The sequence below is a fragment of the Micromonospora sp. B11E3 genome, assembly GCF_039871625.1.
Taxonomy (GTDB): domain Bacteria; phylum Actinomycetota; class Actinomycetes; order Mycobacteriales; family Micromonosporaceae; genus Micromonospora.
In genome coordinates, this window is sequence record NZ_JBDPMC010000020.1 from 22,229 (window position 1) to 37,739 (window position 15,511).

A 15,511-nucleotide genomic window follows, 5' to 3' on the forward strand; every position below is an offset into this window, starting at 1 on the left:
CGATGGACATCATCTCCACCACTGGCGCGGTGTACATCGTTGCCTCGCTGTTGTTCATCCTCTCGCTGGCGGGCCTGTCGAAGCACGAGTCCGCCAAGAACGGCCTGACCTACGGGATCGTCGGCATGGCGATGGCGCTCGTCGCGACCGTTGCCCTGGTCATCGACGTCACCACCGACCTCGACGGCGGCATGGTCTCGATCCCGCTCATGCTGGCCGCGATCACGGTCGGTGCCGTGATCGGCCTGTGGCGGGCCAGGATCGTCGAGATGACCGGAATGCCCGAGCTCATCGCGCTGCTGCACAGCTTTGTCGGCCTCGCCGCCGTCGCGATCGGGTGGAACGGCCACCTTCAGGGCTCGCACTACGCTCTGGACAGCCTCAACAACATCCACGAGGCCGAGGTCTCGATCGGTATCTTCATCGGCGCGGTCACCTTCACCGGCTCGATCGTCGCCAACCTGAAGCTCTCGGCGAAGATGAAGTCCGCCCCGCTCATGCTGCCGGGCAAGAACTTCATCAACGTCGGTTCGCTGGTCCTCTTCACGATCCTCACCATCGTCTACGCCGCCATTGACGCCGGCAGCACCGGACAGGATGTCGTCCTCGTCGTGCTGACGGTGCTCGCTCTGGCCCTGGGCTGGCACCTGGTCGCCTCCATCGGTGGCGGCGACATGCCGGTCGTGGTCTCGATGCTCAACAGCTACTCGGGTTGGGCCGCGGCCGCCTCGGGGTTCCTACTCAGCAACGACTTGCTGATCGTGACCGGTGCGCTGGTCGGCTCATCCGGTGCCTACCTGTCCTACATCATGTGCAAGGCGATGAACCGCTCCTTCATCTCCGTCATCGCCGGTGGCTTCGGTGTCGAGGCCGGCCCCGGGGTTGACAAGGACTACGGCGAGCACCGCGAGATCCAGGCCGACGCCGTCGCCGAGCTGCTGGCCGGCGCGTCCTCGGTCGTCATCACCCCCGGCTACGGCATGGCGGTGGCGCAGGCGCAGTACCCCGTTGCCGATCTGACCGCGAAGCTTCGGGCCAGGGGCGTCAACGTGAGGTTCGGCATCCACCCCGTGGCGGGTCGCCTTCCCGGCCACATGAACGTGCTGCTGGCCGAGGCCAAGGTGCCCTACGACATCGTGCTCGAGATGGACGAGATCAACGACGACTTCGACGCCACCGACGTGGTCCTGGTCATCGGCGCCAACGACACGGTCAACCCGGCCGCGTCGGAGGACCCGTCCTCGCCGATCGCCGGCATGCCGGTTCTGAAGGTCTGGAACGCCCACGACGTGATCGTCTTCAAACGGTCGATGGCCACAGGCTACGCCGGCGTGCAGAACCCGTTGTTCTTCCGCGACAACAGCCAGATGCTCTTCGGCGACGCCAAGGATCGGGTCGAGGACATCGTCCGAGCCCTGGACCGTGTTTCAGCAGTTCGCGGGGCAGACATCTACCGTCCGGCGCTGGCTTGATCCATCCGGTATCAAGACCGAAGAAAGCTCATTCAACTGAGCCGTGTGTCGCGTCGCGGCCCGGCGTGGCGAATAACGTAGAGAGGATTTCGAAACGCGATGAATATCGTGGTACTCGTCAAGCAGGTGCCTGATTCGGGCGCGGACCGCAACCTGCGTTCTGACGACAACACCGTCGACCGCGGTTCGGCGAACAACGTGATCAACGAGATGGACGAGTACGCCATCGAGGAGGCGTTGAAGATCAAGGAGGCGCACGGGGGTGAGGTCACCGTCCTGACCATGGGTCCGGACAAGGCGACCGAGTCGATCCGTAAGGCGCTGTCCATGGGCCCGGACAAGGCCGTGCACGTGGTGGACGACGCCCTGCACGGCTCCTGCGCGGTGGCCACCTCGAAGGTCCTGGCGGCCGCTCTCGGTCGGCTCAATGCGGATCTGGTGCTGTGTGGTTCGGAGTCGACTGATGGTCGTGTGCAGGTGCTGCCGCACATGATCGCGGAGCGGTTGGGTGTTGCGGCGTTGACCGGGGCGCGGAAGCTGACCGTGGACGGCTCGACCCTGACGGTGGAGCGGCAGACGGAGGAGGGGTATGAGGTCGTCACCGCCTCGACCCCGGCGGTGGTCTCGGTGTGGGACACCATCAACGAGCCGCGGTACCCGTCGTTCAAGGGCATCATGGCCGCGAAGAAGAAGCCGCTGCAGACGCTGTCCCTGGCGGACCTGAGCGTCGCCCCCGCCGAGGTGGGCTTCGCCGGCGCCACCAGCACGGTGCTGGAGCACTCCAAGCGCCCGCCGCGTTCCGGCGGCACCAAGGTCACCGATGAGGGCTCCGGCGGCGTGCAGCTGGTCGAGTTCCTCGCCACCGAGAAGTTCGTGTGAGGGGTCTGGACATGGCTGAGGTTCTCGTCGTCGTCGACGCCACCCGGGAGTTCGGCGTCAAGAAGGTCACCCTGGAGATGCTCACCCTCGCCCGCGAGTTGGGCACGCCCGCCGCGGTCGTGCTCGGCGGTCCCGGCGCCGCCGAGGTGCTGACCGGCAGGTTGGGCGAGTACGGCGCGGAGAAGGTCTACGCGGCCGAGAGCGCCGACATCGACGGCTACCTGGTGGCCCCGAAAGCCACCGTGCTCGCCGACCTCGTCCGGCGGGTGCAGCCGGCCGCCGTGCTGCTCGCCTCCGGCCAGGAGGGCAAGGAGATCGCCGCGCGGCTGGCGGTCAAGCTGGACAACGGCATCCTGACCGACGTGGTCGCCCTGGCCGCCGACGGCACCGCCACGCAGGTCGCGTTCGCCGGTTCCACCATCGTCAAATCCAAGGTCACCCGCGGCCTGCCGCTGGTCACCGTCCGTCCGAACTCGCTCACCCCGACCCCCGCGGCGGCCACACCGGCCGTCGAGCAGCTCACCGTGCAGGTTGGTGAGGCGGACAAGCTGGCCAGGGTCGTGCAGCGCGTCGCCGAGCAGAAGGGCTCCCGCCCGGAGCTGACCGAGGCGTCCGTGGTCGTCTCCGGCGGCCGGGGCGTCGGCAACGCCGACAACTTCAAACTGCTCGAGGAGCTGGCCGACCTGCTCGGCGGCGCCGTCGGCGCGTCCCGCGCGGCCGTGGACTCCGGGTTCTACCCGCACCAGTTCCAGGTGGGCCAGACCGGCAAGACGGTCTCCCCGCAGCTGTACGTCGCGTTGGGCATCTCCGGCGCGATCCAGCACCGGGCCGGCATGCAGACCTCGAAGACCATCGTCGCGGTGAACAAGGACGCCGAAGCGCCGATCTTCGAGCTCGCCGACTTCGGCGTCGTCGGCGACCTGTTCGCAGTTGTTCCACAGGCCGCCGAGGAGATCCGCAAGCGCAAGTGATGGGAGGCATTTGCGCAGGTGGTGAGTTTCCGACGGCAACGGCGTCCGGAGTTGCCGCCCCGGGCGCCGTTGCCGTTCTGGGCCAGGGCGCTCGTTCAGCGCGCACGACCGCCCGGTCCGGTCTTCGGGATTCGGCACGTGGTGCCGCTCACATGTCCGGCGGAGAGTCGGGGGAGACCCGAGTGAAGAGAAGACCACTGGTTGCCCATCCGGTCGGTAGTGAAGTCGAGGCCCGGCCCCGGCACTCCTGGGCGAATCACTCGCGCAGGTCGTGGTCCTTGCGGCTCTGGACGAAGCGCCGGTAGCTGCGGGTGCGGCGATCGCGCCCGATCGGCTCGATCGCCGCCCACGTGCTGTCGGAGCTCATCGCAGCGGCTCAGCTCTCCCGCATCGGGATCCGCACGCCCCGCTCGGCGGCGACCTGCTCGGCGCGCTCGTAGCCCGCGTCGACGTGGCGGATCACGCCCATGCCGGGGTCGTTGGTCAGCACCCGTGCCAGCTTCTCGGCCGCCAGGGCGGTCCCGTCCGCGACCGACACCTGGCCGGCGTGGATCGACCGGCCGATGCCGACGCCCCCGCCGTGGTGGATCGATACCCAGGACGCCCCGGATGCGGTGTTGATCAGCGCGTTCAGCAGCGGCCAGTCGGCGATGGCGTCCGACCCGTCGAGCATGGCCTCGGTCTCCCGATAGGGCGAGGCGACCGAGCCGGCGTCCAGGTGGTCCCGCCCGATGACGATCGGCGCCTTGAGTTCGCCCGAGGCGACCATTTCGTTGAACCGCAGGCCGGCTTTGTCCCGCTCGCCGTAGCCCAGCCAGCAGATGCGCGCCGGCAGGCCCTGGAACGCGATCTTCTCCTGCGCCCCGCGTAGCCACTTCTGCAGGCGGTCGTTGTCCGGGAACAGCTCCATCACGGCGCGGTCGGTGGCGTGGATGTCCTCCGGGTCGCCCGACAGGGCCGCCCAGCGGAACGGGCCCTTGCCCTCGCAGAACAGCGGCCGGATGTACGCGGGGACGAACCCGGGGAACTCGAACGCCCGCTCGTACCCGCCGAGCCGTGCCTCGTCCCGGATGGAGTTGCCGTAGTCGAAGACCTCGGCGCCGGCGTCCTGGAACTCCACCATCGCCTGGACGTGCCGGGCCATCGAGGCACGGGCCCGGGCGGTGAACTCCTCGGGCTTCCCCTCCGCGTAGTCGTGCCAGTCCTCGACCGAGACACCCTCGGGTAGGTACGACAGCGGGTCGTGGGCGCTGGTCTGGTCGGTGACGATGTCGATCGGGACACCACGACGCAGCAGTTCGGGGAAGATCTCGGCGCAGTTGCCGACCAGCCCGACGGAGAGCGCGCGGCGCTCGCCCTTGGCGCGCAGCACCCGCTCGATCGCGTCGTCCAGGTCGGTGGCGATCTCGTCCAGGTAGCGGTGCTGCACCCGGCGGTCGAGGCGGGCCTTGTTCACGTCGACGATCAGGCAGACCCCGTCGTTCAGGGTCACCGCGAGCGGTTGCGCCCCGCCCATGCCGCCGCAGCCGCCGGTGAGCGTGAGCGTGCCAGCCAGGGTGCCGTTGAAGCGCTTCTCTGCTACGGCCGCGAACGTCTCGTACGTGCCCTGCACGATACCCTGCGTGCCGATGTAGATCCACGAGCCGGCCGTCATCTGGCCGTACATTGTCAGGCCGAGCCGCTCCAGCCGCCGGAACTCAGGCCAGGTGGCCCAGTCGCCGACAAGGTTGGAGTTGGCCAGGAGCACCCGAGGGGCCCACTCGTGCGTCCGCAGCACGCCCACCGGGCGACCCGACTGCACCAGCATCGTCTCGTCCCGCTCCAACGTGGTCAGGGTGCGGACCATCGAGTCGAAGGACTTCCAGTCGCGGGCCGCGCGGCCGGTGCCGCCGTACACCACGAGGTCGTCGGGGCGCTCGGCGACCTCCGGGTCCAGGTTGTTCATCAGCATCCGTAGCGGGGCCTCGGTGGCCCAGGACTTGGCGGTCAGGGTCGTGCCGCGCGGGGCACGGACGGGACGTGCGCCATCCATGGCGTGTCTCCTTGCTTGCCTGGGGGTCAGTTGAACGGTCCGGTGACCGACTCGACGGCGCGAAGCGCGGCCCCGCTGGCCACGAACCGCACGGCGACGTCGATCTCCGGCGAGAGGAAGCGGTCGCGCCCAGGACCGGGGGCCACCTCGCGCAGGGCGTCGATCACCGCGCCGGTGGCGGGGGCGGGGCGCAGCGGCGCCCGCAACTGGATGCCGCGCGCGGCCGTGAGCAGCTCGATGGCGAGCACGCGGGTCAGCGCGTCGACGGCGCGGCGCAGCTTACGGGCGCCGGACCAGCCCATCGAGACGTGGTCCTCCTGCATCGCCGAACTCGGGATCGAGTCGACGCTGGCGGGTACGGCGAGCCGCTTGAGCTCCGAGACGAGCGCGGCCTGGGTGTACTGCGCGATCATGTAGCCCGAGTCGACGCCCGGGTCCTCGGCGAGGAAGGCGTTCAACCCGTGGCTGCGGGCCACGTCGAGGAACCGGTCGGTGCGGCGCTCGGCCATCGAGGCGACGTCCGCAGTGACGACCGCGAGGAAATCGAGCACGTACGCCAGCGGGGCACCGTGGAAGTTCCCGTTCGAGGAGACCCGCCCGTCGCGGGTGACTACCGGATTGTCCACCGCGGCGGCCAGCTCCCGGGAGGCGACCAGCGCCGCGTGGTCCACGGTGTCCCGGGCGCCCCCGGCCACCTGCGGCGCGCAGCGCAGCGAGTAGGCGTCCTGGACACGGGTGCAGTCCGGGCTGCGGTGACTGGCGACGATCGGGCTGCCAGCGAGCACGGTGCGGATGTTGGCCGCGGAGGCGGCCTGGCCCGGGTGGGGGCGCAGGGCCTGCAGCTCAGGGGTGAACACGGCATCGGTGCCGAGCAGCCCCTCCACGCTCATCGCGGCGGTCAGGTCGGCGACCTTGAGCAGGTGGCGCAGGTCGGTGATCGCCAGCACCAGCATGCCCAGCATGCCGTCGGTGCCGTTGATCAGCGCGAGGCCCTCCTTCTCAGCCAAGGAGACCGGCTCGATGCCTGCCTCGCGTAGGGCGTCCCCGGCGTCGCGCAGTTCACCGGCGGCGTCGCGCACAGGGCCCTCCCCCATCAGCGCCAGCGCGCAGTGCGCCAGCGGTGCGAGGTCGCCGGAGCAGCCGAGGCTGCCGAACTCGTGCACGACCGGGTGGATCCGGGCGTTCAGCAGCCGCGCGTACGTGAGCGCGGTTTCGGCACGGACTCCTGTACGGCCGGTCGCCAACGTCGACAGGCGCAGCAGCATCAGGGCCCGGACGACCTCCCGCTCCACCTCCGGCCCCGACCCGGCGGCGTGGCTGCGGACGAGGCTGGACTGGAGTTGGGCGCGCAGCTCGACCGGGATGTGCCGGGTCGCCAGCGCCCCGAACCCGGTGGACACGCCGTAGTGGGGCTCAGCGTCGTCGGCGAGCGCCTCGACGACCTCGCGGCTCCTGCGGATCTCGGACAGCGCATCGGCGGAGATCTCGACGGGGGCGTCGTGGCGGGCGACCGCCACGACGTCGTCGAAGCTCAGCGGGCCGGTGCCGACCGTGACGACGGCAGCGGCCCGACGGGGTTGGGCTGTTCTCATGCCCTCTATTCGAACCGACGACCGAGCCTGCCGGATACGACCGGCGGCCAGGTTCTGTCTCGGATCTGAGATACTGGGTGCATGGCGAACGTCCCCGCCGCGGCCCACGCCATCAGCCTGCTCAAGCTGCTGGCCCGGCACGCCGAACCCCTCCCCGCCGCGTCGATCGCGCGCGACCTCGAGCTGCCGCGGTCCACCGTCTACCACCTGCTGGCGGTGCTGCGGAACGAGGGATTCGTGATGCACCTGGCGGAGGAGCGGCGGTACGGCCTGGGGGTCGAAGCGTTCGCCCTCGGCTCGGCGTACTCCCGTCAGGCCCCGCTGCAGCGCGTCGCCCGGCCGCTGCTGACCCGCCTGGTCGAGACCAGCTCGCACAACGCCCATCTGGCCGTGCTGCACGGCCGCGAGGTGTTCTACGTGATCGAGGAGCGCGCGCCTGGCCGCCCCCCGCTGGTCACCGACGTCGGGGTACGGCTGCCGGCGGCGCTGACCGCGAGCGGCCTGGCCATGCTCGCCGCCCTGCCGCACGCCCAGGTGCGTGCCCTCTTCCCGGGCCGGGACGCGTTCGTGCAGCGGCACGGCGTCGGCGTCACCAGTCTGGCCCAGCTGCGCGCCGAGCTGATCCGAGTCCGGCAACGCACCTATGCCATCGAGGAGGGGCTGGTCACACCCGAGGTTTCCTCGGTCGCCGCAGCGGTACACGACCACACCGGCCACCCGGTCGCGGCCGTGGCCGTGACCTACCCTGCCGCCGACGTGGACGTCGACGGGCAGCGCGAGTTGGCCCGGCAGGTCGCCCGAACGACCGCCGAACTGACCCGGCGCATCGGCGGCCGACTGTGCCCTTAGCCGTGCCCTTGCGCGGTGACGCACACCGCCCGGGCTCGGGTCGGTAGTTGGCTGACGGGTCTGAGGACGCCCGGATTTGCCGATGAGCGTGCACCTGGTCATGCGGCATGCCGCGGCGTTCCCGACGGTCGTGGTGACGGCGTGTTGCGTTGGGCTACTTGGTTCCCGAGGCCCGACCTAACCATTCGAGCGGCTGCGGCGCCGACCGTGGCCAAGCGCACCGCCAACCTCTGCGGCGGACGTGGTGCGGACAGCGCCGGCATCGGGGCCGGGCAGCTGGGTTCTACGTCATCGTTCGCCACAACCCCGGCTCCCACGGCACCCGTCATGACCGGGGCTTTTGCGTCGCGGTTCGACGTGCATATCGACGTAATCACCGACTGGGACTGGGCTGCCGACCGGGACGGCTGGCGGGAGGCAGTGTACTCGCGCCTATGGCGGGACGAGGTTCTCGCGCCGGACTGAAGACGCCGGCGCGGAGGGCTGCGGCGGCTGCGGCGGCGGTACGTCGAGCGAACTCCTCGTCGATGGGTTCGTCGACGACGAGCAGCCGCAGGAAGAAGGGCGCGCCCAGGACCTCGATCGCGGCCCGGGCATCGGTGCTCTGAGGCAGTTCGCCGCGGGCGACGGCGTGGTCGACGACGGCCTCGGCCAGGCCGAACCGTTCGGCGAAGAAGCCGCGGACGATCTCCGCGGCGCGTGGGTTGCGGGGCGCGGCCGCGGCCAGGGCGGTGATCAGGTCGCCAGGTTCGCCGGTCATGCCGCGCCGGACTAGCAACGCCAGTTCCTCGAGGTCGGTGTCGAGGTCGCCGGTGTCCGGGATCGGGACGACCTCACTGGCGTACTCGCTGAGCAGGTCGCCGAGGACGCCCTCCAGGTCGGTCCACCGGCGGTAGACCGACGTCTTGTTGACGCCGGCCGCCTGGGCGATCCGTTCGACGGTCAGCTCGCTGTACCCGTCGACGAGGAGACCATGGGCGGCCGTGAGGACCGCGGCCCGGACACGGGCGCTGCGCCCGCCCGGTCGTTGGCCGGCAGACATCGGACACCTCCCTTAATGCACCGACTGTTGCATTACCTCTCCCCATCATGGCAGACTGAAAAAGCAACACGAGTTGCGATTGGGGAGGATCCATGAAGACCACTGTCTGCGTCGTCGGCGGCGGGCCCGCAGGGCTCGTCCTGGGACTGCTGCTCGCCCGTCAGGGAGTGGAGGTCACCGTGCTGGAGAAGCACGCCGACTTCCTCCGGGACTTCCGCGGCGACACGGTTCATCCCTCCACGCTGGACATGCTCGACGAGATCGGGCTCGGAGAACGGGTGGCGGCGTTGCCAGGGCGCAAGGCCGGCGCGTTGCGCGTCACCTTCGACGACGGCACCTACACCGTCGCGGACTTCACGCGCCTGCCGGCGCCGCACAACTACCTGTACTTCGTTCCCCAGTGGGACTTCCTGGAGATGCTCGCGACCGAGGCGGCGAGGTTCCCCACCTTCACGCTACTTCGCTCCACCACCGTGACGGGCCTGCTCCGCGACGCGTCCGGCGCCGTCACTGGCGTGCGCGCCGCGGGCCCGGAGGGCGAACTGGAGATCGCTGCGTCACTCACTGTCGCCTGCGACGGCCGCGATTCGGTGGTACGCCGCGAGCTCGGCCTGCGGCCAGTCGACTACGGCGCTCCCATGGACGTGCTGTGGTTCCGGATCTCGCGCCGCGCAGGCGACGGCGACGGCTTGGCGATGCGGGTCGGCGCCGGCGGGCTGATGCTCGCCATCGACCGCGGCGACTACTACCAGTGCGCGTACGTCATCGCCAAGGGCGGCTACGAGACGATCCGTGCGGCCGGGCTGGAGGCGCTGCGGGAACAGGTGACCCGGCGGCACCCCGTTCTCGCCGACCGGGTCGGTGAGCTCGCCACCTGGGACGACGTCAAACTGCTGATGGTGAAGGTGAACCGGTTGCAGCGGTGGCACGCGTCCGGCGCGCTGCTCATCGGCGACGCCGCACACGCCATGTCCCCGATCGGCGGCGTCGGCATCAACCTGGCGGTGCAGGACGCCGCGGCCACCGCCCGGATGCTGGGCCCGAACCTCGCCGCCGGGCAGCCGGTCACCGAAGCCGACCTCGCCGCGGTGCAAAAACGCCGGCACTTCCCGACGGTGCTGACGCAGAACATCCAGCGCGCCGCGCAACGGCGCGTCGTCGACCCGCTGCTGCACGCCACCGGCCGGATCGAGGCCCCGGCGCCGATGCGCCTGGCGAAGCGGATCCCGGCGCTGCAAGCCCTGCCGGCCCGGCTGGTCGGCATCGGCGTACGCCCCGAACACGTGCGCTGACCCACCGTTCCGGCAGGCGGATGGCGACGTGATCCACTACGACAAGGACGCACTCTCATCTGCCGGGTAGCGCTCGCCACCTGAAGTGTCGGGCCCTTTCGGCATCCGGATTTGCCGCGCGGAGGGCGTTGGCATCGACGAGGGATGTGACGCACCGTGAGGTATGACTACCTCTCCTGCTCCTGGACTACGTCCGCCGACCCGTCGTACCACCCGAATCACCCACCCTCGGCCTGGGCGACCTCCAGTTCGAAGCCCTGATCACCACCGCACGGCGGCCAACCAACCCAAACGACTTCGCCCTGATCGCCATGCTCGGCCTCCTCGGCCTCCTCGGCCTGCGGATCTTCGAAGCCTGCGGCACCGACATCGGTGATCTCGGCGACGAACACGGCCACCGGGCCCTCCGCGTACGCGGCAAGGGCGGCAAGGTCGTCCTCGTTCCGCTCCCACCCGCGGTCGCCAGGGCCATTGACCGCGCCGTCGACGGCCGCGAGGGCGGTCCGATCCTGCGCAACACCCTGGCGACGCCGGCCAGCCGGACCAGTCCGGCCCGGCGCTGCTCGTCCGGATACGGGCGGTGCACGGTGGTGTGCCGCCCGACCAGGTCGGCGACCCGGCGGGCGAGGGGCAGCCCGAGTGGCTGCCGGAGGGCGGCGGTCAGGGCGGGTGGGTCCGGTGGGGCACCGGAGCGTACGTCCCACAGCGGCGCGGCCGGGCCGCGCCCGTTCGGTACCACCGGTGCGGTCATCCAGTGCGTGTCGGTCTGGACGTGGGACGGCCGGACCCACTTGGCGACCCGGGCGGGGAACTCCGCGCGGGTGAACCCGGCCACGGTCCGGACGACGTAGCCCTCCTGCCGGTCGAGGTCCAGCCGCAGGGCCCGGATGGTCCGCACGTCGAACCTGCCGCGCCACAGCACCGGCGGTACCGGTACGCCCAGCCGCCGGGTGAAGCGGACCGTGGCGTCCCAGTCCAGGCAGTGTTCACCGGCCCAGACGGAGAAGGCGTAGAACCAGCTCGCCAGCGCGTCGTAGCCGATCGAGTGGCGGGCGTGGAGGTTCTCGCCGCAGACCCGCCAGCCGGGTGGGATGGCCTGGGCGATCCGCTCGTGCCGTCCCTTCACCCAGGCTCGGGACGGGTGGTGCCCGGAGTCCGGCGAGCGGGCGTGCAGCCCGTCCGGGTAGAGCGTGGTGTTCTCCCCGTCGAGTTTCTCGGTGACCACCACCTCCTGGCCGGTCAGGCCGGTCAGGTCACCGGTCCGGACGTCGTCGGTGGTGGCGCCGGGTGACCACGGCAGGTGCGGAGTGCGGGGATAGCGCGTCCACATGGTTCCACTCCTGAGCACGTCGTCCCCGCAGGCGTTCCCCCGTCGGCGGCGTCAGTGACGGTAGGTGTCGTACCGGTGGCTGATCAACGGGAATTCACCTGTCGTCCGCCGACCCTTTCGAGGCACGCCGGGTGCGCTCAGACGGCTTCGGGATGGGGGCCGTTGACTGCGCGCCCTCCATCGACGGGCAGCACGACGCCCTTGACGGATCCCGCGGCGGGGGAGAGCAGGAAGGCGACGGCGTCTGCCACCTCGCGGGGCGTGCCGATCCTGCCCAGCGGATGCAGGGCGGCCATCTGGACGTCGATCTCGGGGTGCTCGGCCCGGTACTTTCGGCAAGGGCAGCGCCGGCGCGCAGAGCGACGCCGACGACCGACCCCGGCGGATGGGAGGCCTGGAGCCAGCCGGCGACCGCCCCGGCGTCCTCCCACAGTTCGCGCCGCCTCCCACCGGGCCGGACCCCGGTAGCTGCACGGTGGTGGCGCCAGGAGCCGCCTCCTCGAGCAGGGCGGCCAGGCCCATCACCATGCGCGTAAGGCCCTTGCTCATCCACCCCGGATCACGGTCGCCTCATTACCGGCAGGACGTCATCACGCTACGTGCCAGCGGGCTGCGGCTCGTCGAGCAGGCCGAACTCGGCCAGGCGCGCCAGGAGGGAGTCGAAGCGGTCGGTGGTCATCCGTTTCGCCTCGATCTCCTCGGGTGTCTCGAGCGCGCGACCCCGGCGGGTCCACACGCGGCCGGTCGTTCGGTCCGCCATCGTGAACGAATCCGCCCTCGATGGACCTCGCATCAGCAGTGCCACCGTATCGGCGCCAGTCACCACGTTGTCGATCGATCGATGATCGAGCGTGTAGGCGGCTTCAGCCACCGCCTCCCAGATGGTCGTCGGGGTCGACACCTCGAGTCCCGAGCGGACGTTTGCCGGAGGTCGCGGTTGATGCAGCTCGTGTCCGATGCGCCCGTGCACGATCAGGTTGGTGAGTGGCCACCGGTGATCGTGAGGACGGTCGAACGCTTGGTCCGGGTAGAGGTGTAGCCGGATGCGGAACCCACGATCGAGGGCGTCATACAGCACGATCTGGTCGATGTTGTCGAAGTGCTCCGCCATGGCGAACAGATCGGGATCGCACCGCACGCGATCGAGCAGCGCCGACAGGACCCGCGGACGTGCCGCACGACGCAGGACGGCGAGGTTCACGTCGTGAGCCACCTCCAGGTCGTCCCATGGCAGCGCCGGGATCTCGTCCAGCCATGTCAGGTCGGCATCGTCGTGTTCGGTCACATCGACCTCGGTCGGGGCGGCAGCGGCGGGTGTTCGATGTGACGCGCGATCCGAGCCGCGTCCCACAACGCGGCGAGGGCGATCGAGCGAGGACAATGGTAATAAGCCTCCTCCACCTCGATGACGAGGCCCTGGATCATCCTGAGCTTGGGGTCGATGCGCTCGCCGCGGAGGTCATCCACGAGCTCGAGGACCCGGTCCTGATCCACCACGCGGGCGACCCCGTTCACTCGCACAGTGTCGTTCACGCCGGGAATGAAGAAGATCAAGCCAACCTGGGGATTGGTCTGGATGTTCCCGAGGCTCTGGAACAACCGGTTGCCCCACCGATCGGGGATGAGGAGGTGTCGATCGTCGAGCACCCGGACGAACCCGGGTTCGCCACCGCGCGGCGACGCGTCCGCCGCGCCGGTGCCGTCGGCCGTGGCCATCACGAGGAACGGCGACAGGCTGATGAACTGCTCGATCCAGGGGTGGAGCGTGCCGCGCACCTTGGCCGCGACCCGGGGCTTGGGTTCACCGAAGATCCGGCGGAACGGTTGAGGATCCGCGGCACGCGATGCCCACGTGGCGCCCCGGCTCCCCCTGGACACGTCGGCGCCGAGTACAGAGGTATCGAGATGCTTGAGTGACTCCAGTACCAGAGTGGCAATCGCAAAGCGCGGATCGTAGCGATCAGCGGCCTCGGGAACGGCGACGACCGTCATCTGGGCTGACACGCCAGCGAGGACGCCGTTGAGTGAGTCCTCGATCACCACGCATTCGTCGGGTGACGCACCGAGGGCGGCGGCGGCCCGGAGATAGGCGCCCGGGTGGGGCTTGCCGTGTTCGTCGTCTTCGGCCGAAAACACGGCATCGAAGGATCGGTCGAGGCCGGCGCTCGCGAGCGCATGCCGAATCACCGACTCCGGCGACGATGACACGACGGCGATCGCCCTCGATACACGCGCACACGTCGCGACGGCGTGATCGGCGCCGGGCTTCACCGCCACTCCCTCCCTCAGCCTGCGGCACACCGCGGCGACGATCTGCTGCTGGACGTCGTCGGGGTCGGCTCGAATGGTGGCCCGATCGAACCAGTAGGCCACCATGTCCTTTTGCCGCATCCCGCGCGTCGCCGCCTGCATCTCCGTCGTGAGGTGCAGGCCGAGCGGACCGAACACTTCACGCTTTGCCGCGTCCCAGATCGGCTCGGAGTCGATAAGAAGCCCGTCGAGGTCGAATAGGACGACCGGTTGCATCAGCTGAGGCGGTCTTCGATGACGCCCATCGCGATGAGCTCCCGACACCACTGCTCGAATACCTCGCGTCGCATCTGACGCTTCGATCGGCGTGTCGCGGATTCGCCCTGCTCGCCGACTCGCCAGAAGAACGTGCCGGCAGAGGCCTCCAGCGGCTCGAACTCGCCGGGGACCGCACCGGCCAGGGCTTCGGCCTGCTCGTCGGCGGACAGCTCCGACGCGCGGTCCTCGCGGAACAGGACCGGTGCTCGTTCCTTCTCCGCCGGGCCGCGGAGGATCAGCGACACGGTCCCGGCTTCGACGAGCGGCGTCGAGTGGACGGCCTCGTGGTGGATCGTGAACACGTCGCCCGGACCGTCTTCATGGATCCACACCGGCACCACGTCGTCGAGCGACGTGCCGGCGTCGAAGTCACCGCTCACCCGGTAGGTGCGGTGGAGGTAGCGGCCTCGGAGCACCAACGTGCTGAACGAGAAGCGGTGTTGATGTGCCAGCTCCTCCTGGTACTGCTTCGACAGGCGGAGCCTGAGGCGGAACTGCCGTTCAGGGTCATCACAGAGGACGATCTTGTCTTCGACCGCGTCCTCCTCGCACTTGGACCAGAGCACAGGGTCGGCGGGTGCGCCGTAGACCAGCGCCGTCATCAGGTCTCGATCCCCCGCTATCTCGCGTAGCATGGCCTCGCAGCGCGACGCCGTCCCATCAAGGTCGCTCCAGTCGAGTCGGTCGACTTCCGGGAAGAGGCTGGCGGATGTGGTCTGCATGCCCAGTTGCTCCTTCTTGGCGATCACGCGAGGACGAGGCGGTTGAACCGCTCCTGCACGGACTGGAGTGCCTCGTCGCCGAGGCCGACCTTTGCCCGACGCTCCGCTGGCTCCTGCTCGGCTCCGAACCTCCACCAGACCCGTCGGGTCTCGGCATCGAGGATGATCGACCGCGACTTCACGGCGGGTCCCCGGAGGAAGAGCGAGAACGTATCGGGCTTGGTGAAGGTGGTGTGGATCACAGAGTCGTGGAGAGAGTAACAATTGCCTGGTCGTTCGTCGCGCACGAGCATCGGCTCGATTACCTCGAATGCCTTCTCGGCTGGTTCCGACCGGGTGAGATCCATGACGCCGAGCGCGTCCTCTTCCGACCACGAGGCGTAAAGGTCGGTGTCGAGCCGATGCCACGTGTGCCGGTAGCCCCCGGTCAGGATCACGCTCGAGAACGAGAACCGGTGGTCGTGAGGCCGGTCGCGATGGACGTCGGTCGAGCAGTGGAGGCGCAGGCGGAAGCCCCGGTCCGGCGCGTTGTGGAGCACGAGATAGTCGAGCAGCTCATGATGCTCCGCCATCGCGCGCAACGCCGGGTCGTTGAGCGAGCGGTCCACCATGTCGGCGAGCACCGCCTTGTCGGCGGCGATCCGTTGGATGAGGTCTCGCGTTCGTCGACCGGTCTCCTCGAAGTCATCCCAGTCGAACTGGGCGTGCTCGATTTCGGCTAGCAGGGAGGACATCGTTCCAACTCCTCGTTCGTTCTTCCGT

13 protein-coding genes and 1 pseudogene are annotated in these 15,511 nt (G+C 69.6%); 5 read left to right on the plus strand and 9 right to left on the minus strand.

Annotated features, from left to right (window positions below):
- Positions 1-2 precede the first annotated feature (2 nt).
- The 3 genes from pntB to ABGB16_RS13295 all read left to right on the plus strand — a co-directional run bounded on the left by pntB (position 3) and on the right by ABGB16_RS13295 (position 3,322).
- Positions 3-1,472: a Re/Si-specific NAD(P)(+) transhydrogenase subunit beta gene (gene pntB, locus ABGB16_RS13285; RefSeq protein ID WP_347668322.1), complete on the plus strand. Its 1,470-nt coding sequence runs from the start codon at positions 3-5 to the stop codon at positions 1,470-1,472.
- Between the two features lie 99 nt (positions 1,473-1,571).
- The gene (locus tag ABGB16_RS13290; RefSeq protein ID WP_347668323.1) at positions 1,572-2,351 is read left to right on the plus strand and encodes an electron transfer flavoprotein subunit beta/FixA family protein; all 780 of its coding nucleotides are present in this window, start codon (positions 1,572-1,574) and stop codon (positions 2,349-2,351) included.
- A gap of 11 nt (positions 2,352-2,362) precedes the next feature.
- Positions 2,363-3,322: an electron transfer flavoprotein subunit alpha/FixB family protein gene (locus ABGB16_RS13295; protein ID WP_347668324.1), complete on the plus strand. Its 960-nt coding sequence runs from the start codon at positions 2,363-2,365 to the stop codon at positions 3,320-3,322.
- A 376-nt stretch (positions 3,323-3,698) separates the two neighbouring features.
- Here ABGB16_RS13295 and hutU read toward each other — a convergent pair whose 3' ends face one another.
- Both hutU and hutH read right to left on the minus strand, forming a co-directional pair.
- The gene (gene hutU, locus ABGB16_RS13300; RefSeq protein ID WP_347668325.1) at positions 3,699-5,354 is read right to left on the minus strand and encodes a urocanate hydratase; all 1,656 of its coding nucleotides are present in this window, start codon (positions 5,352-5,354) and stop codon (positions 3,699-3,701) included.
- Between the two features lie 26 nt (positions 5,355-5,380).
- Complete coding sequence (gene hutH / locus ABGB16_RS13305) at positions 5,381-6,946, minus strand: histidine ammonia-lyase (RefSeq protein ID WP_347668326.1); 1,566 nt, start codon at positions 6,944-6,946, stop codon at positions 5,381-5,383.
- Between the two features lie 81 nt (positions 6,947-7,027).
- Between hutH and ABGB16_RS13310 the strand changes: the two genes are divergently transcribed.
- On the plus strand, positions 7,028-7,795 hold the full coding sequence (locus ABGB16_RS13310; protein ID WP_347668327.1) for an IclR family transcriptional regulator: 768 nt from the start codon (positions 7,028-7,030) through the stop codon (positions 7,793-7,795).
- A 373-nt stretch (positions 7,796-8,168) separates the two neighbouring features.
- Here ABGB16_RS13310 and ABGB16_RS13315 read toward each other — a convergent pair whose 3' ends face one another.
- Positions 8,169-8,837, minus strand: a complete 669-nt coding sequence (locus ABGB16_RS13315; RefSeq protein WP_347668328.1) for a TetR/AcrR family transcriptional regulator — start codon at positions 8,835-8,837, stop codon at positions 8,169-8,171.
- Positions 8,838-8,929: 92 nt separating this feature from the next.
- On the opposite strand from ABGB16_RS13315, the gene ABGB16_RS13320 reads away from it, so the two are divergent.
- Positions 8,930-10,129, plus strand: coding sequence for an FAD-dependent oxidoreductase (locus ABGB16_RS13320; protein ID WP_347668329.1), 1,200 nt, complete (start codon positions 8,930-8,932; stop codon positions 10,127-10,129).
- 187 nt (positions 10,130-10,316) lie between these two features.
- Here the strand turns inward: ABGB16_RS13320 and ABGB16_RS13325 are convergent, their stop codons facing one another.
- From ABGB16_RS13325 to ABGB16_RS13350, 6 genes and pseudogenes are all read right to left on the minus strand, one after another.
- Positions 10,317-11,459, minus strand: coding sequence for an RNA ligase family protein (locus ABGB16_RS13325; protein WP_347668330.1), 1,143 nt, complete (start codon positions 11,457-11,459; stop codon positions 10,317-10,319).
- A 137-nt stretch (positions 11,460-11,596) separates the two neighbouring features.
- A pseudogene (locus ABGB16_RS13330) lies at positions 11,597-11,767 on the minus strand (SDR family oxidoreductase); the annotation flags it as partial.
- Positions 11,768-12,054: 287 nt separating this feature from the next.
- Positions 12,055-12,744: a hypothetical protein gene (locus tag ABGB16_RS13335; RefSeq protein ID WP_347668331.1), complete on the minus strand. Its 690-nt coding sequence runs from the start codon at positions 12,742-12,744 to the stop codon at positions 12,055-12,057.
- Positions 12,741-13,985 carry an HAD-IA family hydrolase gene (locus ABGB16_RS13340; RefSeq protein WP_347668332.1) on the minus strand — a complete coding sequence of 415 codons (1,245 nt, stop codon included), beginning with the start codon at positions 13,983-13,985 and terminating at the stop codon, positions 12,741-12,743. The genes ABGB16_RS13335 and ABGB16_RS13340 overlap by 4 nt, the downstream gene beginning before the upstream one ends.
- Positions 13,985-14,776 carry a hypothetical protein gene (locus ABGB16_RS13345; protein WP_347668333.1) on the minus strand — a complete coding sequence of 264 codons (792 nt, stop codon included), beginning with the start codon at positions 14,774-14,776 and terminating at the stop codon, positions 13,985-13,987. Before ABGB16_RS13345 ends, ABGB16_RS13340 begins: the two co-directional genes overlap by 1 nt.
- Positions 14,773-15,483, minus strand: a complete 711-nt coding sequence (locus ABGB16_RS13350) for a hypothetical protein (protein ID WP_347668334.1) — start codon at positions 15,481-15,483, stop codon at positions 14,773-14,775. The genes ABGB16_RS13345 and ABGB16_RS13350 overlap by 4 nt, the downstream gene beginning before the upstream one ends.
- Positions 15,484-15,511 lie beyond the last annotated feature (28 nt).

Coding starts and splice junctions, on each gene's coding strand:
- pntB (WP_347668322.1), top strand. CDS start 3: ATGGACATCATCTCCACCACTGGCGCGGTGTACATCGTTGCCTCGCTG.
- ABGB16_RS13290 (WP_347668323.1), top strand. CDS start 1,572: ATGAATATCGTGGTACTCGTCAAGCAGGTGCCTGATTCGGGCGCGGAC.
- ABGB16_RS13295 (WP_347668324.1), top strand. CDS start 2,363: ATGGCTGAGGTTCTCGTCGTCGTCGACGCCACCCGGGAGTTCGGCGTC.
- hutU (WP_347668325.1), bottom strand. CDS start 5,354: ATGGATGGCGCACGTCCCGTCCGTGCCCCGCGCGGCACGACCCTGACC.
- hutH (WP_347668326.1), bottom strand. CDS start 6,946: ATGAGAACAGCCCAACCCCGTCGGGCCGCTGCCGTCGTCACGGTCGGC.
- ABGB16_RS13310 (WP_347668327.1), top strand. CDS start 7,028: ATGGCGAACGTCCCCGCCGCGGCCCACGCCATCAGCCTGCTCAAGCTG.
- ABGB16_RS13315 (WP_347668328.1), bottom strand. CDS start 8,837: ATGTCTGCCGGCCAACGACCGGGCGGGCGCAGCGCCCGTGTCCGGGCC.
- ABGB16_RS13320 (WP_347668329.1), top strand. CDS start 8,930: ATGAAGACCACTGTCTGCGTCGTCGGCGGCGGGCCCGCAGGGCTCGTC.
- ABGB16_RS13325 (WP_347668330.1), bottom strand. CDS start 11,459: ATGTGGACGCGCTATCCCCGCACTCCGCACCTGCCGTGGTCACCCGGC.
- ABGB16_RS13340 (WP_347668332.1), bottom strand. CDS start 13,985: ATGCAACCGGTCGTCCTATTCGACCTCGACGGGCTTCTTATCGACTCC.
- ABGB16_RS13350 (WP_347668334.1), bottom strand. CDS start 15,483: ATGTCCTCCCTGCTAGCCGAAATCGAGCACGCCCAGTTCGACTGGGAT.